Source organism: Variovorax sp. LG9.2 (assembly GCF_035018885.1).
Classification (GTDB): domain Bacteria; phylum Pseudomonadota; class Gammaproteobacteria; order Burkholderiales; family Burkholderiaceae_C; genus Variovorax.
Window position 1 is genome coordinate 20,086 of record NZ_JASJXB010000022.1, and the last position, 21,704, is coordinate 41,789.

Below are 21,704 nucleotides of genomic sequence, written 5' to 3' on the forward strand. Positions count from 1 at the left end.
AAATGAGCAGACTGGTTTGTCAGGCGCCACGTGGCTGAGAACGCCCATCGCTATCGCTGCGCGTGTGGCATCGATGTGCACGCACATGTGGTGCCCGAGCGCCTTCCCGCGTATATCGGCAACAAGCTTCCGGCTCAGTGGCCGTCGACCGCTGCAGCGCCGGATGCCGGAGGCCTGTGTCACCGGCACGTGATGATTGCAGGAAAAAATTACCGCACGATCTCGGAAAAATGCTGGAGCGTGACGCGTCGGCTTTCTGATCTGCCAGACATGGGTTTGTCGCATCAAGCGATTTCGCCGATGCCTGAGCTCTTGTCTTACTGGATGGAAGCCGCTGATGCGCATCAGCTTGTGCGGTTTCTCAATGAGCAGATCGCGATGATGGTGGCGGAAGGCGGCGGTGCGCTGATCGGAATGGGTGCGGTGCCGTTGCAAAGCATCGACCTTGCCATTGCCGAACTGAGGTATGTCACCGAAACGCTGGGCTTCGCTGGCGTGGAAATCGGTAGCAACGTCAACGGCACGCCAATCGGCGACGCGCGTTTCGACCCCTTTTTCGAAGCGTGCGAGGCTCTGGACGCGGCTGTTTTTGTGCATGCGCTCAAGCCCACCGGGATGGACAGACTCGTCGGCCCTGCACCCCTGCAACAGGTGCTGGCGTACCCCTCCGATGTAGGGCTTGCCGCCGCTTCCGTGATCACCGGCAATCTGTTGACACGCCATCCGAAACTGCGCATCGCTTTCAGCCACGGCGGCGGAACGCTTGCGCTGCTTCTACCGCGCCTGCAGAAGGGATGGGGCGTATTCCCCGCCCTTCAAGAGCAAGTGCCACAGTCGCCTGTCGAACAAGCAAGGCGGCTTTTCTTCGACACGGTCGTGTTCGATCCACCCACGCTGGCGCATCTCGTCGCGACCTTCGGCGGCACCCAGCTCATGGTCGGGACCGACTATCCATTCAATTTCCATGAACGCGCGCCCATCGCGCAGATCGATGCCACCGGTCTGTCTGCGGCCGTACGCGAACAGTTGACGAGCGGCAATGCGCGGCGCTTCCTGAGTCGAGCATTTCCGGTGGCTGCCGGTGCAAAGGAATCGCCATGAGTTCGCCTTGGATCGCCGGGTTGCGCAGCGTTGCGCTCAATGTGCCGGACCTCGCGCGTGCCGAAGATTTCTACACCCGCGTGTGGAACCTGGACGTGGTCGCACGCACCGCAGGCGCGATTTACCTGCGTGGAACCGGTGCAGACCATCACTTGCTTTCCCTGCACCTCGGCGGCGAAGCCTGTGAAATCCGCCATGTGACCTTGCGTGCTCGTGATCGATCGGCATTGCAGGCCGTGGCTGAGGCATCGCTGCGGGCAGGTGGCAGTATTCACACGCCTCTTGCGTCTAATTCCGAACCTGGTAAGGGAGAGGTCGTCACGGTGCGCGATCCTCACGGCCGTCTTTTACAGGTGGTTCATGGGGATGAAACGCACCGGGACGCATACGCAGCCAGGGACCGGCCCCTGCGCCTTGCGCATGTTGTGCTCAACAGCCATGACGTCGCGGCAACGCAAGACTTCTTCGAGCAGGCATTGGGATTTCGGTTGGCCGATCGCACGCGGATCATGGCATTTCTCAATTGCAATGCCGATCACCACAGCGTCGCTCTGGGTGATACCGACAACGACGCACTCAACCACATCGCCTTCGTCATGCCCGATCTCGAATCGGTGATGCGCGGCGGTGGCCGAATGCGCGATGCAGGCCACGAAATCGAGTGGGGACCAGGCCGCCACGGGCCTGGCGACAACGCCTTCAACTATTTCATCGGTCCGTTCGGCGAGGTCATCGAGTACACGGCCGACGTTCAACAGATCGACGACAGCTACAAGGCCGGCGGGCCGGACGACTGGAAGTGGCCGGCTGGCCGCGTGGACCAGTGGGGTATCTCGCAACCGCCTTCGTCGCGCCTGAAAGACGCACAGCGGCAAGTCTTTTTCATTCCTTCCTGAGCTTTGGAGCATTCATGAAATTCACCACCTTTCTTCAGGGCGGACAGACGCGGCTTGGTCTCTTGGACGGAGACAGTGTCATCGACTTGCACGCCGCGCAGACACAGGTCCCGCCAAGTCTGCGTGCCGCGCTGGCACAGGGAGTTGATCTGGCTGCGGCTGCCGATGCGGCGCTGGCCTCGAACGCGCCACGACTGCCGATGTCGAGCCTGATGCTCGCGCCGTTGGTTCCGGAGCCGGGAAAGATCATCTGCCTGGGGCTGAACTATTTCGACCACGCAAAGGAGGGGGGCCGCGAAAAGCCGGAGTACCCGTGGTTCTTCTTTCGTGGCGCGACCTCGCTGCTTGCGCACGGCGCTGCGGGCATCGCGCCCAGGGTGTCGGTCAAGTTCGACTACGAAGCCGAAATGGCACTGGTGATCGGCCGCCGCGTGCCGCGCCATGTGTCCCAGGACGACGCGCCCGGGTACGTTTTCGGCTACACGTGTTTCAACGACATGTCTGTTCGTGATTATCAGAAACGCACGCCGCAATGGACCATCGGCAAGAACTTCGATGCTTCGGGTGGTTTTGGTCCCGTCTTGGTCACGGCCGACGAACTGCCATACGCCGCGACCGGCCTGAAGATTCAGGGTCGGCTGAACGGGGAGGTCATGCAGAGCGCGAACACGAGCGACATGATCTGGGGCGTGGCCGAGACCATCGCGCTGCTGAGCGACGTTCTTACGCTCGAGCCCGGTGATGTGATCGTGATGGGCACCCCCGCCGGCGTGGGCCAGGCGCGCACCCCGCCGGTCTGGATGAAGGCGGGCGACAGCTTCGAAGTCGAGATCGAGCGCATTGGCACGCTCGTCAATCCGATCCGCGCGGAGGACTGACGCGATGCGCTCTCAACCGCAACGCGACATGCTCTACGACGTCGCGGTGGTCGGCTTCGGCCCGTCCGGCGCCGTGGCTGCCGGATTGCTGACAGGCATGGGCCTGAACGTCTATGTATGCGACCGTCAGCGGGAGATCTACGACAAACCACGTGCGATCGCCATCGACCATGAAGTGCTGCGCGTGTTTCAACAATTGGGCGTGGTCGATAAAGTCTTGTGCCACGTCGAGCCGTTCACGCCCTCTGAATACTTCGGAGCCAACGGTCAGCTGATCAAGCGGCTCACGATGGTCGAGCCGCCATTCCCGCTCGGCTACACACCATCGAATGTGTTCACGCAACCACCCGTCGAGGCGCTGCTGCGCGAGCATGTTCAACAGTCCGTGCACGGTCACGTCGAGTTGGGGATGGCGCTGCTCGGCATCGAACAGAACGAAGAATGCGTTCGCCTGACGTTGCGTGACGACACAGGCGCGCAATCCGAGGTGCGATCCCGTTACGTCATCGGATGTGACGGCGCTTCCAGCACGGTACGCGATCTGGTTGGCATCCAGCTGGAGGATCTGGCGTTCGATGAGGCCTGGCTGGTGGTCGACGTGCTTGCCAACGCTGGAGGGCTCGCAAAGCTGCCTACGACAAGTGTTCAATATTGCGAGCCCGTCCGGCCATGCACCTTGGTGATCGGACCGGGCAATCACAGGCGGTGGGAGATCTCGCTGAACGAGGGCGAAGATCCGCGCAAGGTGACCGAGCCCGCAGAAACCTGGAAGCTGCTGGCGCGCTGGCTCGAACCGAGCGATGGCGAACTGTGGCGGCAGGCAAGCTACCGCTTTCATGCCCTGGTGGCCGAGCGGTGGCGCGAGGGACGCGTCTTCATTGCCGGCGACGCAGCGCACCAGCAGCCGCCTTTCCTCGGCCAGGGGATGTGCCAGGGTATCCGCGATGTTTCGAATCTCGCGTGGAAGCTGTCCAGCGTGATCAGGGGCGAGATGCGTGGTGCAGGGGCCGACGCTCTGCTCGACAGCTATGGCATCGAGCGCCAGCGGCACGTGCGCGATCTCACAGCACGGATCAAGGAGATCGGATCCGTGATCGGCGAACGCGACGAAGCGAAGGCGATCGAGCGGGATGCGCGGATGCTGGCCGAGTGCGGCGGCGTAGTGCGCGATACACCGCGTCAGGACGTCATTCCCCGACTCGAGGTCGGCCTTCTTTCGCCCGACCCGCATGCAGCGAACGGCACCATCTTCCCGCAGCCCTGGATTGCGCACGATGGGGACCGCGTTCGCTTTGACAGTGTGGCTGGCGACGGCTGGTGGCTTGTGCTGGCCAGCGACTTCGATGGCGGCCTGCCAGCGACTGCGGACTTTTCCCTGCCTGCGCTTTCTTTCATGCGCCTGGGTGAATCGTTGCAGGAGACAGAAGGCATCGCGGCGGCCTGGTTCCAGTGTCACAACTGCAAGGCAGCCCTGGTGCGTCCCGACCGCTATGTGTACGGGGTGGCTGCCGACCAAGTCGACCTGATCGCGATGCTGCAGACGCTGGCGTCTCGGCTGCAGTGGACCCCCCTTCCTCGAACTACAACGGAGACAAAAAGATGAACAGAAGAAATTTCCAGGTCGGCAGTCTGGCTGCCGTCGCTTTGGCTGCCTCTGGCTGGTGCCTTTCCGCCAGTGCGGAAGACAAATGGCCCACCAAGCCCATCAGGCTGGTTTTGTCGCAGCCGGCCGGGTCGGGGCCGGACAACATCGCGCGCATGTTGGGCGACGGACTGGCCCGCAGCCTGGGACAACCGGTCATCATCGAAAACAAACCCGGCGGCCAGAACATCATTGGCGCGCAGACCGTGACACGGGCGCCGGCCGATGGCTACACGCTGTACTTCGCAACAACCGCCGCGCTCGTCACGAACAGCTACCTCTTCAAGAGCCTGCCTTATGACCCACTGAAAGATTTCGATCCGATCGCCTTCGTAGCCAACAGCCCGTTTGCAATTCTGGTCAGAGCGGAGTCGCCCATCAAATCATTTCCGGACCTGCTTGCGCGCAGCGCGCGAGAGCCGGGCAAGGTGTCGATTGCCAACGAAGGGCCCCGCACCTTTGGCGGCATGATTGCGCGCCTGATCAACGCGCGCGGCAAGGCGCAGGCCAACCTGGTGGGCTACAGCTCGGTGAGTGTCGCGCTGACGGACATCGTTGGGGGCCATGCCGACGTGGCCGTTGCGGACCTGGCCTCCAGTTCTCAGTTCGTGCGGGAAGGTCGCATGCGACTGCTGGCAGTCACCTCTGCGAAGCGGATCGCCGGCTGGGACCAAGTGCCCACGGTGGCAGAGTTTCTCCCGGGCATCGACATGACTGGGTGGATGGCCATCGTCGCGCCGGCGGGCACGCCGACTGCCGTTGCGTCGCGTCTGAATGCCGAGGTCAACAAGTTGCTTTCGGATCCGGCGCTGGCCGAGCGGATGCTCACCGTCGGTCCTATCGCAACGCCAGGCGGCTCGCCGAAACAGTTCCAGGCCTATCTGCTGGAAGAGCACAAACGACTCGGTCAGGTGGTCGCAGAAATCGGCCTGCTCCCTGAATAACGCGGCACAAGCTTTTCGGTCACTACAACCCTCTTCAAATCTGTTGTCACTGCAGCCGTTCTTGTGTTGGCCCGCAGTGCACTTGCAGCACCTGCTGATGTTGCGCCCAGGGGGACCTTGAGCGCCGGCGCGCAACGCTGGCAAACTTGGCAGCCCCGAGCATCTGGCTCTTCACGATCTACCGTCCCGTTGCAATGACATCTCTGACACTCGTTCACGCCAATCAGATCATCGAGGCTGCCCTGTCGCATGCCCGGCAAATGGGCTACAAGCCCATGGGCATTGCTGTCCTGGACGAGGGGGGTAATTTGACCGCCTTCGCTCGCGAAGACGGCGCAAGCATGTTCCGGTTTGATGTGGCCCGGGCAAAGGCTTGGGGCTCGGTGGGAATGGGAAGTTCAAGCCGCGTGCTGCATGAACGTGCCAAAGGCAATCCGAACTTTTTCGTGGCGCTTGCCGCGACGGCCGACGGTCGCTTTTTGCCGCAGACCGGTGCCGTACTGATTCTGGATGCCAATGGCGCAACGCTGGGTGCCGTCGGCGCCAGTGGCGGGACCGGCGACGAGGATGAAAGTATCTGCATTGCGGGGGTGAAAGCCGCCGGGCTGCGAGTGGGCTGAGTGTCCGTGGGCGTCCGGTCCGCTACGCACTATGCGGCACTCGGACTCACGCGCGGCGCAGGCTTTTAATCTGCCGGGGAATACGGCTTCGGACACGCACCGCGATGCGCGCGTTGCTGCAGATGGCGTTGGCCAGTTCCTGCGTGGGCGCAGTCACTTTACCCGGGATGCCGACCTCGAGCGGAACCAGATCCTTCTCGGGTTCCAGCGCGCCCATCAGCACACCGGTTGCAAATGCGTGTCGACCAACTCGAAATCGTCGATCGATTCGTTTGTTGCGTGCAGCAGCCCGAACAGGTTCTTCGGATCGACCGGTTGCGGCACCAACTCGATGACTTCGCCCATGCCGAATTCAGTCGCGACTTCGCGCAGGTACTGCAACGCCGCGAAGTCCTCCAGTGCGAAGCCGACCGAGTCGAACACCGTCACTTCAGGCGTGCTGGCGCGCCCTGGGCGCTGGCCCGCCAGCACCCGCCAGAACTCGGTCACCGCGAAGTCCGCAGGCATCTGCTGGATCTCGCCTTCGATGCGCGACTGCGGCTCGAACTCGACGAACACCGATGCGTTGTCGAGCACGCGATGGTCGAGTTCCGTCTTGCCGGGGCAATCGCCACCGACGGCGTTGATGTGCATGCCCGGCTCGATCATGTCGGGCGTGAGGATGGCCGCGTTGGCCTTGTCTGCAGTGACCGTGGTCACGATGTCGGCGCCACGCACTGCGTCGGCTGTGCTGCCGCAGATGCGTACTTGAAGCCTCTGGCCCACGAGGTTGTTCGCGAGCCTGGCGCTGGCCGCAGCGTCGATGTCGAACAGCCGCAGCTCGCGAATACCGACTAGGTCGCGAAACGCGATCGCCTGGAACTCGCTTTGCGCGCCGTTGCCGATGAGCGCCATCACGCGGCTTTGCGGGCGGGCGAGTGCGCGTGCGGCGACGGTCGACATCGCGGCCGTGCGGATCGCGGTGGTGAGGGTCAGCTCCGAAAGCAGGCGCGGTGCGCCGGTCGCGACGTCAGCGAGCACGCCGAAGGCCATCACGGTTGGCAGGCCGTGGCGATGATTGGTCGGGTGCCCGTTCACGTACTTGAAGGCGAACTGCGAAGCGTCGGCGATGGGCATCAGCTCTATGACGCCGACATCCGAATAAGCTGCTACGCGTGCGCTCTTGTCGAAGTCGTTCCAGCGCAAGAATTCGCGCTCGATGCGGGCGGCGATACCTGCGATGCAGGCCGACAGACCCTTGCGCTGCACGAGCCGGATCATCTCGGGGGCGCTGAGGTAGAGGGTGGTGGGGTAGCGGCTGGAAGTCATGCTTCCAGTGTCTGGAAAGGACGAGTCAAGCGGAAGCGGAAGAGGTGTAGCGTTATGCGGCGTTCGCTGGCGAAGTGGCAGCACCGGCTGGCACTTGGGCAACTACACGCGTTGCGATTCGTAGACCAGCACCGCTGCAGCGAGGTCCTCGAGTGCTGTGCCCACAGACTTGAACACGGTTCGCTCCGATGCATTGCTCCGGCCCGATCTTTCGCCCGCCATCAGTTGCGCCAGCGTGGCCTTGACGTCGGTCGCCTCGAACACGCCGCGTTCTATCGGCCCCAGCAAGTCGCCGCTCTTTTGCAGCGCCTCTTCGGTGTCCACGAAGATGCTCGCGCCCATGAAACAGGCATCGTCGGCCTCGCGCATCGCCGGGGTGAAGCCGCCGATCAGATCCAGATGACTGCCGGCTGCGAGCCACTGGCCGAACACCACCGGCGACGTGGCCAGTGTGGCGCAACTCACGATATCGGCTTCGGCGGCGGATGCGGCGAGGTCGGTCGATACCGCCGCGTCCATGCCTTCACCGCAAAGCTCTTGAACCAGCGTCGTTGCTTGCAACGGCGACCGCGCCCAGACGCTGACGCGATCGATTGCACGCACCGCGCGATATGCTTCGGGAAGCAGGCGAGCGACCTTTCCCGCACCGACCACCAGCAGATGCCGTGCGTCATCACGCGCCAGCCAGGAGGCCGCGAGGGCGGAGGCGGCTGCCGTGCGCCGTGCGGTGATTGCATCGCCATCGATCAATGCCAGGGGCACGCCTGTCGTCGCGTCGTGCAGCAGGTAGCTGGAGTGAAGCCCGGCCAATCCAAGCGCTGCATTGCCCGCCGCGATGTTGACGATCTTGACGCCGTAGTAGCGCGCGTTCCATGCCGGCATGACCAGCGAAGTGACGCCCGACGGTCGCTCGGGTGCGATCGCCGCCACCTGGTGGACATGGCGCCGCGGTACCTCGCAGCCTGTGAGAAACATGCGACGTAACGCCACGATCAACGTGGGAAAGGGCAACGCCTGCTGCGTCGTCGGCGCATCGATGATCAACATGGCGTGCTTGCGTGCGGGCAGGGTGAGCGGTGGTGCTGAGCGTTCGGCATCTCGTGAATTCAACCACGGAGGCAAGACACCGAGATCGACATCGACAGCGCCTTCGACAGCGCCTTCGGCGCGAGCACTTGCAAGTGCAGGCCGCTTTCGGTCTGAGCGCTAGACTGTTTTGCCCATGCACTCCTTTTCGAGGCAAGCACCGATGATGAAACTCCCGTTGATTCCACTGGTCCTCGCGTTTGCCGCTGCGGCCGGTACGGTCGGCACCGCGAGCGCCGCCGGCAACTGTGATGCATTGCGCTCGCAGATCGAAGCCAAGATCGCAACGTCCGGCGTGGCCAATTTCGCCGTGACCATAGTGGACGCAGGCGCCGCTTCCGGCACACGCGGCAAGGTGGTGGGGAGTTGCGAGATGGGCGCCAAGTCGATCGTGTACCAGCAGATGGATGCGCCGTCCTCATCGACTATGAGCGGTTCGGCCAGCGCAACAGCCGGCACTCCCGCTGCGGTTCCGCGGGCCAAGAAAGATGTCATCCTGACGGAGTGCAAGGATGGCTCCGTCTCGGCCGGTGGCGACTGCAAGAAGTGAACGTCAAGTCGCGGCGGGACTTGCCGCGCTCCAAGACCCGCGGCACAGTCGCGGGTTCTAATTGCTCTGAAAACAAGGACACAAGAACACCATGCCGAAAGCCTATTGGGTAAGCACCTACCGCGCGGTCAAAGATTCCGACAAGCTGGCCGCCTATGCCAAGCTGGCCGGCCCCGCGCTCACCGCCAACGGCGCCCGCTTCCTGGCGCGCGGCGACCCGGCCAAGGTCTACGAACACGGCCTGATGACGCGCACCGTGCTGATCGAGTTCGACAGCGTCGCGCAGGCGATGGCTGCGCATGACAGTGCGGCCTATCAGGAGGCGCTGGCAGCACTGGGCGATGGCGCCGAGCGCGACATTCGGATCATCGAAGGCGTCTGAGTCACTTCGAGTCCCGCTCCCGTCATGCAGTTACTTGCTTTCGACGGCTCGATGACCGACTGATTGCCGCAGGGATAGGCAACGTGGGCGACCCGTGCCTTGTCGAAGCGCAGCACCATCCGCATCCATGCTGGGCATCGCGAGATCGACCAGCCAATCCCGACAGCGTCTATCGTCAACGCAGATAGAAAGCGCCATCGGGCTCACGCTCGCGGCCGTGAGCGCGCTGCAAAGTGCGCTGGTCTGAACGGCGCGCAGTCCGACAGCGTCGGGCGTCGCCTGAAGCTGAAAATCAGGGCGCGTCGCCCACCCGGGCGTCGAGCGTTGCAACCATCCTGCGGGACCAAAAAATCAGATGGCGCTTCGCGTTTTCATTGTCGAGGACAACCCTTTAATCAGGACCAACCTGATCGAAACACTGGTCGAGCTGGCCGCCATCGAGGTCGTCAGCTTTTCGAATGGGGCACTCGAATCCAATCGCTGGTTGCAGGCCAACCGCGACGCCTGGGATCTGGCTGTCGTCGATCTGTTTCTTGCAGAGGGCAACGGGCTCGCGGTTTTGGGCGCAATTCGCGAGCGCAGTCCGCTGCAGCGGGTGGTGGTGCTGAGCAATTACGCCACGCCGAATCTTCGTGCGCGTTGCGCGGCGCTCGGAGCCGATGCGGTGTTCGACAAGTCGACGGAACTCGACTCTTTTCTTGATTACGTGCGCATCGTCGAAAGCGGGGCGGCCTAGTTATTTCGGCTGCGTGCATACGGCGTGCGCGACGGCAGGTTCGTCAGTAAGCAAATGAGAGTACCCTCCCTTCAAATGTTAACTGCTCGTCACCCGCTCTCATTGCCCCGCAGGCGGGCACGTCGCTGCGGCTGCGGTCCGACTCACTTTTCCCGAGCGCTCTGTCCGGCGTCGTTAGAGGTGTCGTGACGCGGGTGGTGGTCGATCTCTCAACCATCGACCTGGACAACTGCGATCGCGAGCCGATCCATGTGCCGGGGCACATCCAGCCGCACGGGGCGCTCATTGCATTCGATCTGCGGGGCCGACTCACCCATGCGAGCCGCAATGCAGGCAATGTAATCACCAGCCTGCCGAAGCCTGGCCAGGGTTTGCCGATCACGTTTCCTGATTCCGAAGCCGCCTTCTGGGCTGCGATAACTGCCGCGCTGCGAGACGCCGAGACCGGACGGGAGAGCGCGCCGCTCATCATGGAATTGGCATCCGAAGAGCGCGTCTTCGACGTCGTGCTCCACACCTACGATGGCCGCGTGATCGTGGAGCTCGAACGGCGTGCGGCACGCGACCAGGATCTTGCCGCATTCGCATTGCTGGCCCATCGCAGCATGGGTCAGATGCGCAGTCGGCGCGACATCTCCACCATGCTTTCGGAAGCGGTCGAAACGGTGCGCAAGCTCACCGGCTTCGACCGCGTGATGGCCTATCGCTTTCATCAGGACGACAGCGGCGAGGTTGTGGAAGAAGTGCGCGTCCCGGCGCTCGAGCCGTTTCTGGGTCGCCGCTTTCCGGCCTCCGACATTCCAGTGCAGGCGCGCGCGCTGTACGTGCGCAATCCGCTGCGCTTGATTGCCGACGTGCACGACGAGCAGGTGCCCATCGATGCGCACGATCCGACCGATCGCGCCCTCGATCTGAGTTACTCGGTCTTGCGCAGCGTCTCGCCGATCCACATCGAGTACCTGAAGAACATTCAGGTCGGTGCCTCGATGAGCTTGTCTATCGTGGTGAATGGACGGCTTTGGGGCTTGATCGCCTGTCATCACGGCGTGGCACACCGCGTGCCGTATGCGGTGCGCATGACGTGCGATGTACTGTCGCACGTGCTGTCGTCCTCGGTGCAAAGCGCGGTCGAACGGCTGGCCGCCAAGCGACGGCTGGCTGCAGTCGAGGTTCGCAAAAATCTGACCGAACTCTTGCTTGGCAGCGACGACTTCGCGACCGCCTTTCCGGACATGACCGACGCGCTCGGCAGCGTGATGTCGTTTGACGCCACCTTGTGCAGCTATGGCGGACTGATGTCGTGCGACGCGCTGCCCAAGGAAAGCGCAGCCCAACTGCTGCACTGGCTCGACACCGCAGAGCAGGACCTGATCGCGCTGCACGAATCCGCCAAGCTGCCCGAAGCGCTGCGTCTGGCACTGCAACCGTTCTGCGGATTCATGGCGCTGTGCATCGACCGGGTGAACCGCGGCTGGATCGTTCTACTGCGACGCGAACAAATCGAAACCATCGTGTGGAGCGGCATTCCGGCCAAGCTCGAACGTATCGGCCCGCTCGGCGCACGTCTTACGCCACAAGGCTCGCTGGCTGAATGGCGGCAGACGGTCGAAGGCACTTCCGTGGCTTGGGACGACGCCGACCGCGTCATCGCGCACGACCTCATGGAGTCGCTGGCGCGCGCCGGTGCGGCACGCGCCGCGCGCATGGAAATGGCGCGGGCGCAATTGCTTGCGGTGCTCGGACACGACCTGCGTGATCCGCTGCAGACCATCAGCATGATGGGGTTGATGCTGGAACAGGGCAGTCCCGATCGGCACGCGGGCTATGGCAAACGCATCTCTACGTCCATCGGCCGCATGCAGCGGCTGATCGGTGAAGTGTTCGAGATGAGCCGCTTGCGGGCCGGACTGGGGCTCGGACTCAACTGCGTGCCGGGCGATGTGTCGGCGCTCGTTCGCGGCCTGGTCGAGGATGCGCATCTTGCGCATCCGGAGGTGGCGATAGTCACTGAGCTGCCGCCGTTCCTGCATGCCGATTTCGATGCCGATCGCATGTCGCAGGTGGTCAACAACCTGATCAGCAACGCGCGCAACCACGGCGTGGCTGGAGAGTCGATCTGGGTTCGTTTGGCCGACGAAGACACGATGGTGGTGCTCCGCGTCGCCAACATGGCGCCGCCGATCGAGGAGACGTCGATCAGCACGCTATTCGATCCGTTCAAGCCGCGCTCCATCGGCAACGTGCGGAACCCCGGCGGTCTCGGGCTGGGGCTGTACATCGCGAGCGAAATCGCGAAGGGGCATGGCGGCAAGCTGGAGTACAGCCACGACGGGACCCGCGTGACCTTCACCGTGTCGGTGCCCAAGCGGCGTTAGTCGTCGGCGGTAGCCGCCACGGTAGGCGCTAGGCCACGTCGACTTCGACCAGCGTGGGCCGGGCCCCGGACAGCGCTGCTCGCAGCACCTCGGCGAGCTGGCCGGCATCGCGTACCGTCACCGCATCGCATCCCTGACCCCTCGCCAGCGCGACGAAATCCATGCCGGGCAAGTCGGTTCCTTGTAGTGCTTCCCCGGGCTCGAAACCGAACACCGGCGCGAAGTCCTGCAAAGCGGCGTAGCGGCGGTTTTTCAGGATCACGAAGGTGATGGGCAGGTTCAGTTGTGCTGCGCTCCACAAGGCCTGGATCGAGTACATGCTGGAGCCGTCGCCGATCAGGCCGATCACCTTGCGCCCGCTGTTCGCCTGCGCCTCGGCCAGCGCCACGCCCACGGCGGCCGGCATGCTGTGGCCCAGCCCGCCGCTGACCATCGTGTAGAAGCCGCCGCTTTCCAGCATCGGCAGGTACGCGTGCATGACCGAACGCGCCGTGGGCGCTTCCTCGACCACGATGCTGTCGCGTGCACGGAGGCCGGCGAGGGTCTGCAGGACATAGGCGACGGACATCAGTTCGCCTTCCTGCGGTGGTGTCGCCAGCGGTCGGGCGGCACGTGGCGCGGGGAGGGCGCGTCGCGCGAGTTGCGGGGCGAGGGGGCGCTCAAGCAAGTCCTGTACGCCGAGCCGGATATTTCCAACCGCCGTGGTGCCGACCGGAGTCCATGCCGCCATCGTCGGGTCGTCGATCAACTGACCCAGCGTGGCGCCGGCGGGCACGTGCGGGCCGTGGCCTTCCACGTGATAGATGAAGGCAGGCGCACCGACCGCGAAGATGTAGTCGTGACCGCCGAGCAACTGCACGATCTTCTCGCGCATGGCGGGCAGAAAGCCGGCGAACAGGCGATGGTCTTCCGGGAAGCCGCAGCGGCCCGACATCGGCGCCACCCACACGCTGGCGTTATGCCGCTCGGCCAGCGCCACTACCGCATCCCAGGCCTGGCAGCGGTCGACCGCGGTGCCCACGACAAAAGCAGGGCGTCGGCTCGCGTCCAGTGCATCGCCGATGAGACCGAGCACCATCGGTTCGGGACGGGACTCGGTGCTCACCACGCGGGGCAACACCGGCTCGGTCAGGCAGTCCCAGTCATCGGCTGGAATCGATACCAGCACTGGACCGCGCGGCTCCTGCATGGCGATGTAGTACGCGCGGGCCATCGCCAGCGGCACGTCTTGGGCGCGCGCCGGTTCCACGCTCCACTTGACATAGGGCTTGGGCAGCTCGGTCGCCTGACCGGAGAAAAGGAAGGGGTCGAATGGCAGGATCGACCTTGCCTGCTGGCCGGCGGTGATCACCATCGGCGTCTGGTTTTTGTACGCGGTAAAGATGTTGCCCATCGCATGACCGACGCCGGCCGCCGAATGCAGGTTGACGAAGCTGGCGTTTCGCGTGGCCTGCGCATAACCATCGGCCATGGCCACGACCACGGCTTCCTGCAGGCCCAGCACGTAGCGAAAGTCTGAGGGGAAGTTGCGGAACAGGCCCAGCTCCGTAGAGCCCGGGTTACCGAACATCGTGGTCATGTGGAACGCGCGGAGCAAGTCCAGCACGGCGGTGCGGACGGTGACATGGGTGCTTGCGGCGGTTGCTGTGGCGGCGACAGCATCGGCTCCGTCATTCAGTGCGATGTCGGCTGCAGGGTTTTTTGTCATCGAAGTCTTCTGTGATCCAGGCTTGGTTTCGCCCGTATCTTGCCTCGTGTTCGGACCTTGCGGCGCGTCGGCACGGGCAGTGTCCCTCACGCGCGATTTCCCGCGTCTGCAAACCACAGGACCAGAAAGTCGCTCATCGTGGGTAGCACGACGCTCGGTTCAATGCGTTCCGATACCGTCGGCCGACGAAATCGGGTCGCCGCGGCACTCGCGCGCGCGGCTTCCCGGAAGCTAACGACTACCGACGGTCGCTCTTTCGCATGAACGACACGAGCAGCGCTGTCAGCACCGCACCGCCTGCCGCTGCGATCAAGGTCGCGCGCACGGGCTGGTCCATGATGTATTGCTCGCTTTGCTTGCGCGCGGTCGACAACTGATCCTTGATGTCGGCAACTTTTTTTCCGGCGGCGTTAACGGCGTCCTTCGCGTAGGCGCGGCCTGTTTCGATCGCATCCTTCCCGGTTTGCCTTGCATCGCGCACATAACTGCGGGCCGCGCTGGCTGCATCGTGGCCGAGCACCTTTGCGTCATCGGCGCTGTCCTGCAGAGAGTCCTTTACCGAACTCAGTGCGTCGTCACTGACAGCGCGGGAGGCTTGCGCAAAATTCTTTGCGGTGTCGAGCGCGTCGCCTGCAGTTCCACGAGCTTCATCGGCTAGTTGCGATGGGGATTTGACGTTGTCTGGATTCATGAAACACCTCTATTGAATGACAGGGAGACACCTTGTCGCCCGTGGATGTCAGTTTGGCGGCGAGACGACCTCACGACGTGTCGGCCCGCACGGGGTGGATCCGTAGGGCTTTGACCTATGGTTCGTCGAGCGCCGGCGACCAACATTCCGGCAAATGTGTGACGTAAAACGCGCTATGCGTACGCCCCGGCAGTCGGAGGAGAGGATTGGTGAGAAGAACGGCCTAGCATCGGGGCATGCAGATTCCTGACACCGATACGTCCGAATACGCCGCCCTGATAGAGATGGCCGCCACTGGAGGCCGTGCCCGGGATCCGCGCATTGCGCCTTTTGCAGCTGTGATGACACCACGCTTCTGGGGCCGTTCGCCGGAGCACTCGGCGGGAAAATCGCCGGCGCGAAACGACCGCCAGCAGGCGTTCTACCCGAACTGAATCACCGGTACGGCATCGGCAAACGCGGTGCGCCTCACTTGATCGCGACCTGCGGCACGCGCTGCAGCTTGTCGACGTCGTAGCCCTGGCTTCCGACGAATGCGGTCAGGCGCGCCAGGTCAGCTTCTGGGATCGTCGGCGTGCGCGCCATGATCCACACGTAGTCTCGCTTGTCGCGGGTGATCACCGTCTGGGTGTAATCCGGCGAAACGTAAGAGATTCGGTAGTCCGCCTTGATCGGCCACACGTACTGCTGGCCCCACACCGCGTTCGCTCCACCATCCATCACGAAGCCACGCGAGCCGTAGCTTTTGCGCGGCCCGTCTGGCGCATCGGCGTTGAAGCTGAAGGTGGTCGGAATGGTGCCGTCGGCATCGAGCCGGTAGCTGTCTTTGGCGTTGTGCGCGCCCTTTTCCAGGAATGTCGGAATGTTCGCGATGACATACCAGTCGCCCATGAACCGCGGCAAGTCCACCATGGGTGCCAGCGCGACAGGGCTTCGGCCCGCAGAAGGGGATGTGGCGCATGCGGCAAGCAGCGCGATCGCTGCGAGGGCCAGCGCGGCAACCGGGAGTGTGGTGCGGAGGGTCTTCGACGTGCGCAACTTCATGGAATTTCGAGGCCAAATATTTCGTTAAGCCGATCATTGCCGGAGCGGCGCAGACGCGTGAAGGCGCCCGCAGAAACCCTGCGTCAGACATGGCGCACATCGAGTCGGCACACGGTCGGATGGACTGCGTTGGAACGACAGCCCGGACACCACCGGTTGGCGCGCTGCTTCCGAGGCGCTCTTCGGCTCGAACAACGGTTGCGCCCCAGGGCGGCCGATCGGTTTTCAATCGACCGATTTGTCATAAGCAACCAAGAAATCAATCGTTCGTGTTTGCCGGGTGCAAACCTAAAGTAAGGGTCTCGTTTGAAGAACAAGACTCGCATGACCGCCATTGCTACAGTCCCATCAACTATGCCAACGGCAACATCGACCGATTCGGCGGCCGACTCGATCTCATCGCAAGCTTTCGAAGTCCGGCGCTTCGACGCACCTGTCGGCGCCGAGATCGTCGGGCTCGATATTTCCAAACCGATTGACGCGGTGGACTTTGCGCGCATCCATCGCGCGCACCTGGATCATCACGTGGTGGTGTTTCGCGACCAGAACGTTTCACCTGAAGCGCAAATCGAGTTCAGCCGCCGATTCGGCCCTCTCGAGATTCATGTGCTGCACCAGTTCCATCTGAAGAATCATCCCGAGATCCTGATCGTTTCGAACATCAAGGAAAACGACGAGCCGATCGGGCTTGGCGACGCCGGTGTGTACTGGCACTCCGACATTTCATACAAGCCGAAGCCGAGCCTGGGTTCGCTGTTGCATGCGCAGGAATTGCCAGCGGAAGGGGGAGACACGCTGTTCGCCGATCAACATCTGGCGTGGGAAGCATTGAGCCCGAAGCTCCAGCAAAAGGTCTTGCATTTGAAGGCCGAGCACAGCTACCTCGCCAAGTACGAAGACCTGCGTGCGAAGAATCCCTGGCGGCCGAAGCTGTCGCAGGCACAGATCGATCAGGTCGCACCTGCGGTGCAGCCGGTGGTTCGCACCCACCCCGAAACGGGCCGCAAGGCGCTGTTCGTAAGCGAGCATTTCACGACCCGCATCGTCGGCCTCCCGCAAGATGAAAGCGACGCACTGCTGGGCGAGCTGTTCGCTCACAGCGTGAAGCCCGAGTTCGTCTATCGCCACGCGTGGAAGCCGCACGACCTGGTGTTCTGGGACAACCGTTCGTTGATGCATCTGGCGGCTGGTACGGCGGGCAACCTTCGTCGGAAGCTCTATCGCACAACGGTCATTGGCGACACGCCAAGGTAGCTGCTCGCCCCCAGGTCGCTGCGCACTTCGTCTCGCGAGTTCGACGCCAAGGTCGAGTGGATCAAGCTGTCGGTTGGTGCGGCCATCAACGACGCCTTGCTGTCAGGCAACAAGGACCGGACCAAGGGCAAGCAAAACGTGAAGCGCATGGCGTCGCTAGGCCACTTTCCGTACTACCTGGTGCGCAACAACACTGCGATCAAGACCATCGCAGATTTCACCGACAAGGACCGCATCGCATTGCCGGCCGCGACGTTCGAGCGGCTGACCGTTCGGCGCTGGGGTCAGCAGCGTTGAGTCGTCGGAGAAAGCTCAGGACGCGATCGGGCGATGAGCCACGTCAGCAACACGGTGTTCCACGCGGTTGACTTCGACTGTGATGTGAACCAGCTCTTCATGGACGCGCAGCTGCTGCTTAAAAAAGTCTGGCTCGACAGCCGCCGTCGTCGCGAGCGAGACGATGCAGGCGTACTTGCCTTTGCCGACGCGCCAGACATGCAGGTCGCACAACGTCGCCTTGACCGGACTGGCATCGATCACCTCCCGAATCTCCTGCACCACAGGCGCGTTCATTTCTGCATCCAGCAGTACCCGACCTGAATCGCGCATCAGCCCGTAGGCCCACACTGCCACCAGCCCGGCACCGACAATTCCCATGACGGGGTCGAGCCACGCTGCGCCCCACAACTTGCCGCCGAACAGCGCGACGATGGCCAGCACGGACGTCACGGCATCGGCCACCACATGCACGTAGGCGGAGCGAAGGTTCAGGTCCTGGTGATGCGCATGACCATGGGCGTCGTCGTGACCGTGACCGTGGTGTTCGTGCTGATGACCGCCGCGTAGCAGCCACGCGCAAGCGAGGTTGACCAGCAAGCCGATCACGCCGATCGCGATGGCTTCGTCGTAATGGATCGTGGTCGGCGAGGCCAGCCGCTCGACCGATTGGTAGAGCATCAGCGCCGCGACCAGCGTCAGCAGGATCGCGCTGCTGAAGCCGCCGAGCACTTCGATTTTCCAGGTGCCGAAAGCGAAGCGACTGTCGCCAGAAAAGCGTCGGGCTGCTGCATATGCGATGACCGACAAACCCAACGCCAGCGTATGCGAGCTCATGTGCCATCCATCTGCCAGCAGGGCCATGGAGTTGAAGGTCCAGCCGCCTGCGATTTCGACCACCATCATCACGGCGGTCAAAACGACTACCCACTTGGTCAGGCGTTCGGCGAGTGGATTGCCTTCGTCGAAAGCGTGGGAGTGCTGCCAGCTCAAAGGTGACTGGGCGGCGTCGTCTGTTTGCATTCACATACTCTACCCCAGTATTCGTTCGGTGCCTTTTACAATGCACCATGGCACACACGATCACCGACAAAAAGCCCTTGCTCGCACGCGTCAGGCGCATCAAAGGCCAGGCAGAGGCACTGGAGCGCGCACTTGAAGCCGGCACCGAATGCATGGCGGTGCTGCAGCAGATCGCGGCGATCCGCGGGGCGGTGAAAGGCCTTATGTCGCAAGTGCTCGAAGGGCATCTCCGCGAGCACATAGGGCCAGGGAGCGACGCATCGCATGACCGTATGGAAGACGTCGAGGCCATCGTCTCCGTGCTTCGTTCCTACATGAAATGACAGTCGAGGTGAGGTCGAGGGAACCGCACATGAACGCCGACGTGGCAACGCTGTATATGGGGATACGCTGGGACGCCTGCTCGGCTACTAATCAGTCAATCAATCGAGTTGCGCAATAGCCCGGGCAAAGTAGGCACGGTGCGCACCGGAAAGCAATGTGAAGGCATCGCGATCGCCCGCTGTCGGAAAGACGCCGACCAAGCATTGACCAACTTCAACCGGGTCGCCGTGTGCTGGCCGATAGACATCGCCCGTATACCGGGCATACCGGCCTTCCACCAACTCGCAGCGCGACGCTCTGAGCATTGCGGCGTGTGCTCGATCGAGGTGGTGGCCGACGAAGATCGCGACGTGTTCGTAAATGTCGGTCTTCAGTGAGCCAGAGCGGCAATCGGCCTGGATCTTGTCGTCCACCGACAGGAATTGAAGGGTCAGCACCATTGTTCAATGATGCTTTTTACCTGGCTTTCGTGGTGCCCGTTCGTCGGCTCAAGACGTCCTCAAAGAAGATGATGCGCTGGTGCTGTTTCGCTGTTAAGCGACGTAAGCGACTCACCAATCGCTGCTGGAATCGCCGCCGCCGCCGCCACCGCCACTGTCCCATGAGCCGGCATCGGAAATTCCGAAGTCGGAGCCGCCCATGTCTGCATTGGTATCCGGTCCGAGATTGTTGTCGAAAGCAGGCTGATCGCGACGTTTTTCGGCTATGTCGTCAGACCTGTCGCGTTGGCTGAAGTGCCGCACGGCTTGCTCGACTGCGACCGCGCCCAAGCCAACGGCGGCGCCCGTCATCAACGCGCCACCCAGGCCGGAAGTTGCCGATGGCGCGGCGGGCGCCGGTGGGGCATAGGGGTAATTGGGTTGTGCCGTCGATCCCGGTGCGTAGCCAACCGGAACGCCGCCATACGAAGGATTCGGGTAGCCCGTTTGCGCAGTGACCGGCGCACTGCCCGGCGCACCGGGTGCACCGCTTGCACCAGGCCTTGCACCCGAAATTCGCTTGAACATGAAGAAGCCTGCCGCGATCAGCAGCACCACGATGCCTGTCTTGGCCGGTGCGCCGAGACCGGACGACGCGACGCTCTGTGATTCGACCACCTTTGTGGACGCGGGCCGCGCTGCGGACGCTGGTCCATCGATCCGCTGGAGTAAGCCTGCAACCGCTTCTGGCTTGGCAAAAGGCAGGCCTGGCGCCAGCGCCTCGGCCCTGGCGTAGGCTGTCTTCGCCGCCCCGAGCTTGCCTTCTTTGGCGAGCAGTTCCGCGTGTACGAAATGAGCTTTGGCGCTGCCCGGATGCGCCGTTAGCACCGTGGCGATCATGCTGTCGGCTTCGGAGAGTTTTCCGCTCTCCGCCGCCTTGTAGATCTCGTCGATGGAAGGCTCACGAGCGCGGGTCGCGGCGGTTTCGGCCTGTGCCAGCGCAAGAACCGGAACGGTCAGCGCGAGCGCCAGAGCGAGATGACTGAGATGAATGACCAGACGTTTGAACATGGGAGCCTCTTTCCTTCCGAAATTGTCCAAGCGACTAAATCACGCGTGGCTTAGGGCACGCTTAAAGAAAAGAGTCCTGGCAGGCTGGGCGCCGAGGTCTTACCGATGTCTCGCCGCGGACCTTCAGCGTTTGCTGCTCGCGATAGAGCGGAGCCAGTCGTCGTGATCTGTCGACAGGAAAATGCCGACGGCCGCAATCGCTGCAATGACGATCGCCGATATGGCGATGTCCCAGTGGCCGCCCTTCGGCTTGCGTGCGTCAATCAGGCGGCCTGCCAGCAGCAAGACGATCGCGCCTGTGCCAAGCAGCAACATCAGGAGCAGAGCGTTTTTCATGGTCCGTAAATGTACGCGGGGTTGCTGTCGACGAACCACCCCGCTCGTGGAGGACAAAAAAAGGCCCGCGCGAGGCGGGCCTTTGGAAGTGTGGCCCTTGAAACCACCTTGGAGAACCAAGCCCCGAGCGTAGTCACGCGGCTGCAACACGCCAAGTCGGTCAAAGGTACACGTTGTCGTACTTTTTCGGAACTAGTTGGCAAAAGTGGCGGAACTTTTGCTGTGCCCTTCACTTTGTCAGTTGCTTGGTCATTCGAGCAGCAGCTTCATTCCGGGGTCGCCTTTTTGCATCGCCCGCTGGTACGCCGGGCGGGCCGCCACGCGTTGCAGATAGGCGCGCACATTGGGGTACGGCGCGAGATCGAACGGGAAGAAGTAACGCATGGTGGTCAACGAGAAAACCATCATGATGTCCGCGGCGGTCAGGCTCTCGCCGGCCAGAAAAGGGGTCTTGCCGAGCCGCATTTCCATCATCGTGAAAGCATCGAGCAGTCGACTCCGGATGCGCGCGGCGATCGGGTTGTCTACGGGCAGGTTCAGTCGACTCATCACCATGTTGCGGCCCATCGCAGGCTGGAAATTGCCGTTTGCGTAGTGCCACCAGAAAACATATTGCGCGTAGTCGGGGTGCGTGGGCGCGAGCATCAAGCGCCCGCCGCCATGTTTGCCGATGATGTATTCCATGATGGCGCCCGATTCCGCGAGGACGATTTCGCCGTCTTCGATGACGGGTGCCGTGCCCATGGGATGTAGCGCCACGAGCGAGGGCGGGGCAAGGCCGGTGACTGGGTCACGGACGTGGTGTACGAGGTCGTAGTCGAGGCCGAGTTCTTCGCAGAGCCAGAGAATGCGCTCCGACTGAGATTTGCCGAGGTGATGGATGGTGAGCACAGTTGATTTTCAGGAGGGTTGGAGATGCTCGATCTTGCCCCGACACCGCCCGCGCACGCGGTCGGAACATCCTGGTGTGCTTGCGGGGATGCGTTTGCCCACGCCGACGCAAGTGATTCGGTGGCTGCCATACAGTGAGGCATGAGTCG

At 62.8% G+C, this 21,704-nt stretch carries 24 protein-coding genes and 1 pseudogene; 14 read left to right on the top strand and 11 right to left on the bottom strand.

Annotated features, from left to right (window positions below; all coding sequences use genetic code 11):
- Positions 1–75 precede the first annotated feature (75 nt).
- The 6 genes from QN413_RS19435 (at position 76) to QN413_RS19460 (ending at position 6,081) form a co-directional block, all read left to right on the top strand.
- Positions 76–1,101, top strand: a complete 1,026-nt coding sequence (locus QN413_RS19435; protein WP_323498277.1) for an amidohydrolase family protein — start codon at positions 76–78, stop codon at positions 1,099–1,101.
- A complete protein-coding gene (locus QN413_RS19440; protein ID WP_323498227.1) occupies positions 1,098–1,997 on the top strand; it encodes a VOC family protein in 900 nt (299 codons plus the stop codon). Before QN413_RS19435 ends, QN413_RS19440 begins: the two co-directional genes overlap by 4 nt.
- Before the next feature lie 14 nt (positions 1,998–2,011).
- Positions 2,012–2,875, top strand: a complete 864-nt coding sequence (locus QN413_RS19445; RefSeq protein WP_323498278.1) for a fumarylacetoacetate hydrolase family protein — start codon at positions 2,012–2,014, stop codon at positions 2,873–2,875.
- A 4-nt stretch (positions 2,876–2,879) separates the two neighbouring features.
- Positions 2,880–4,478 carry a bifunctional 3-(3-hydroxy-phenyl)propionate/3-hydroxycinnamic acid hydroxylase gene (locus tag QN413_RS19450; protein WP_323498228.1) on the top strand — a complete coding sequence of 533 codons (1,599 nt, stop codon included), beginning with the start codon at positions 2,880–2,882 and terminating at the stop codon, positions 4,476–4,478.
- Entirely contained in the window at positions 4,475–5,461 is a 987-nt protein-coding gene (locus tag QN413_RS19455; protein ID WP_323498229.1) for a tripartite tricarboxylate transporter substrate binding protein, read from the top strand. Before QN413_RS19450 ends, QN413_RS19455 begins: the two co-directional genes overlap by 4 nt.
- A gap of 194 nt (positions 5,462–5,655) precedes the next feature.
- The gene (locus QN413_RS19460; RefSeq protein ID WP_323498230.1) at positions 5,656–6,081 is read left to right on the top strand and encodes a GlcG/HbpS family heme-binding protein; all 426 of its coding nucleotides are present in this window, start codon (positions 5,656–5,658) and stop codon (positions 6,079–6,081) included.
- 46 nt (positions 6,082–6,127) lie between these two features.
- On the opposite strand, the gene QN413_RS19465 is transcribed toward QN413_RS19460, so the two are convergent.
- The 3 genes from QN413_RS19465 to QN413_RS19475 form a co-directional block, all read right to left on the bottom strand.
- Entirely contained in the window at positions 6,128–6,298 is a 171-nt protein-coding gene (locus tag QN413_RS19465; RefSeq protein ID WP_323498231.1) for a hypothetical protein, read from the bottom strand.
- On the bottom strand, positions 6,298–7,389 hold the full coding sequence (locus tag QN413_RS19470) for an ornithine cyclodeaminase (RefSeq protein WP_323498232.1): 1,092 nt from the start codon (positions 7,387–7,389) through the stop codon (positions 6,298–6,300). The genes QN413_RS19465 and QN413_RS19470 overlap by 1 nt, the downstream gene beginning before the upstream one ends.
- Positions 7,390–7,491: 102 nt before the next feature.
- Positions 7,492–8,436: an ornithine cyclodeaminase family protein gene (locus QN413_RS19475; protein WP_323498233.1), complete on the bottom strand. Its 945-nt coding sequence runs from the start codon at positions 8,434–8,436 to the stop codon at positions 7,492–7,494.
- Positions 8,437–8,638: 202 nt separating this feature from the next.
- Between QN413_RS19475 and QN413_RS19480 the strand changes: the two genes are divergently transcribed.
- From QN413_RS19480 to QN413_RS19495, 4 genes are all read left to right on the top strand, one after another.
- Positions 8,639–9,025, top strand: a complete 387-nt coding sequence (locus QN413_RS19480) for a DUF1161 domain-containing protein (protein WP_323498234.1) — start codon at positions 8,639–8,641, stop codon at positions 9,023–9,025.
- A 91-nt stretch (positions 9,026–9,116) separates the two neighbouring features.
- On the top strand, positions 9,117–9,407 hold the full coding sequence (locus QN413_RS19485; RefSeq protein WP_187052019.1) for a DUF1330 domain-containing protein: 291 nt from the start codon (positions 9,117–9,119) through the stop codon (positions 9,405–9,407).
- A gap of 355 nt (positions 9,408–9,762) precedes the next feature.
- Positions 9,763–10,143, top strand: a complete 381-nt coding sequence (locus tag QN413_RS19490) for a response regulator (RefSeq protein ID WP_323498235.1) — start codon at positions 9,763–9,765, stop codon at positions 10,141–10,143.
- A 197-nt stretch (positions 10,144–10,340) separates the two neighbouring features.
- On the top strand, positions 10,341–12,518 hold the full coding sequence (locus QN413_RS19495; protein WP_323498236.1) for an ATP-binding protein: 2,178 nt from the start codon (positions 10,341–10,343) through the stop codon (positions 12,516–12,518).
- A 28-nt stretch (positions 12,519–12,546) separates the two neighbouring features.
- Here the strand turns inward: QN413_RS19495 and mdlC are convergent, their stop codons facing one another.
- Together mdlC and QN413_RS19505 are read right to left on the bottom strand one after the other, a co-directional pair.
- Positions 12,547–14,226, bottom strand: a complete 1,680-nt coding sequence (gene mdlC / locus QN413_RS19500) for a benzoylformate decarboxylase (protein WP_323498237.1) — start codon at positions 14,224–14,226, stop codon at positions 12,547–12,549.
- A 238-nt stretch (positions 14,227–14,464) separates the two neighbouring features.
- Complete coding sequence (locus QN413_RS19505) at positions 14,465–14,917, bottom strand: hypothetical protein (protein ID WP_323498238.1); 453 nt, start codon at positions 14,915–14,917, stop codon at positions 14,465–14,467.
- A 236-nt stretch (positions 14,918–15,153) separates the two neighbouring features.
- On the opposite strand from QN413_RS19505, the gene QN413_RS19510 reads away from it, so the two are divergent.
- A complete protein-coding gene (locus tag QN413_RS19510; protein ID WP_323498239.1) occupies positions 15,154–15,351 on the top strand; it encodes a hypothetical protein in 198 nt (65 codons plus the stop codon).
- Positions 15,352–15,385: 34 nt separating this feature from the next.
- On the opposite strand, the gene QN413_RS19515 is transcribed toward QN413_RS19510, so the two are convergent.
- The gene (locus QN413_RS19515; RefSeq protein WP_323498240.1) at positions 15,386–15,961 is read right to left on the bottom strand and encodes a lipocalin family protein; all 576 of its coding nucleotides are present in this window, start codon (positions 15,959–15,961) and stop codon (positions 15,386–15,388) included.
- 354 nt (positions 15,962–16,315) lie between these two features.
- Between QN413_RS19515 and QN413_RS19520 the strand changes: the two genes are divergently transcribed.
- Positions 16,316–17,215: a TauD/TfdA family dioxygenase gene (locus QN413_RS19520; RefSeq protein ID WP_323498279.1), complete on the top strand. Its 900-nt coding sequence runs from the start codon at positions 16,316–16,318 to the stop codon at positions 17,213–17,215.
- Between the two features lie 42 nt (positions 17,216–17,257).
- Positions 17,258–17,506 (top strand): annotated as a pseudogene (locus QN413_RS19525) (ABC transporter substrate-binding protein); the annotation flags it as partial.
- A gap of 21 nt (positions 17,507–17,527) precedes the next feature.
- On the opposite strand, the gene dmeF reads toward QN413_RS19525, so the two are convergent.
- Entirely contained in the window at positions 17,528–18,514 is a 987-nt protein-coding gene (gene dmeF, locus QN413_RS19530) for a CDF family Co(II)/Ni(II) efflux transporter DmeF (protein WP_323498241.1), read from the bottom strand.
- Between the two features lie 47 nt (positions 18,515–18,561).
- Between dmeF and QN413_RS19535 the strand changes: the two genes are divergently transcribed.
- On the top strand, positions 18,562–18,837 hold the full coding sequence (locus tag QN413_RS19535; protein WP_323498242.1) for a metal/formaldehyde-sensitive transcriptional repressor: 276 nt from the start codon (positions 18,562–18,564) through the stop codon (positions 18,835–18,837).
- Positions 18,838–18,936: 99 nt separating this feature from the next.
- Here QN413_RS19535 and QN413_RS19540 read toward each other — a convergent pair whose 3' ends face one another.
- From QN413_RS19540 to QN413_RS19555, 4 genes are all read right to left on the bottom strand, one after another.
- The gene (locus QN413_RS19540) at positions 18,937–19,278 is read right to left on the bottom strand and encodes a hypothetical protein (RefSeq protein WP_323498243.1); all 342 of its coding nucleotides are present in this window, start codon (positions 19,276–19,278) and stop codon (positions 18,937–18,939) included.
- Positions 19,279–19,389: 111 nt separating this feature from the next.
- Complete coding sequence (locus QN413_RS19545; RefSeq protein ID WP_323498244.1) at positions 19,390–20,328, bottom strand: hypothetical protein; 939 nt, start codon at positions 20,326–20,328, stop codon at positions 19,390–19,392.
- 123 nt (positions 20,329–20,451) lie between these two features.
- The gene (locus tag QN413_RS19550) at positions 20,452–20,643 is read right to left on the bottom strand and encodes a hypothetical protein (protein WP_323498245.1); all 192 of its coding nucleotides are present in this window, start codon (positions 20,641–20,643) and stop codon (positions 20,452–20,454) included.
- Between the two features lie 270 nt (positions 20,644–20,913).
- The gene (locus QN413_RS19555) at positions 20,914–21,555 is read right to left on the bottom strand and encodes a glutathione S-transferase family protein (RefSeq protein WP_323498246.1); all 642 of its coding nucleotides are present in this window, start codon (positions 21,553–21,555) and stop codon (positions 20,914–20,916) included.
- Positions 21,556–21,704: the final 149 nt, after the last annotated feature.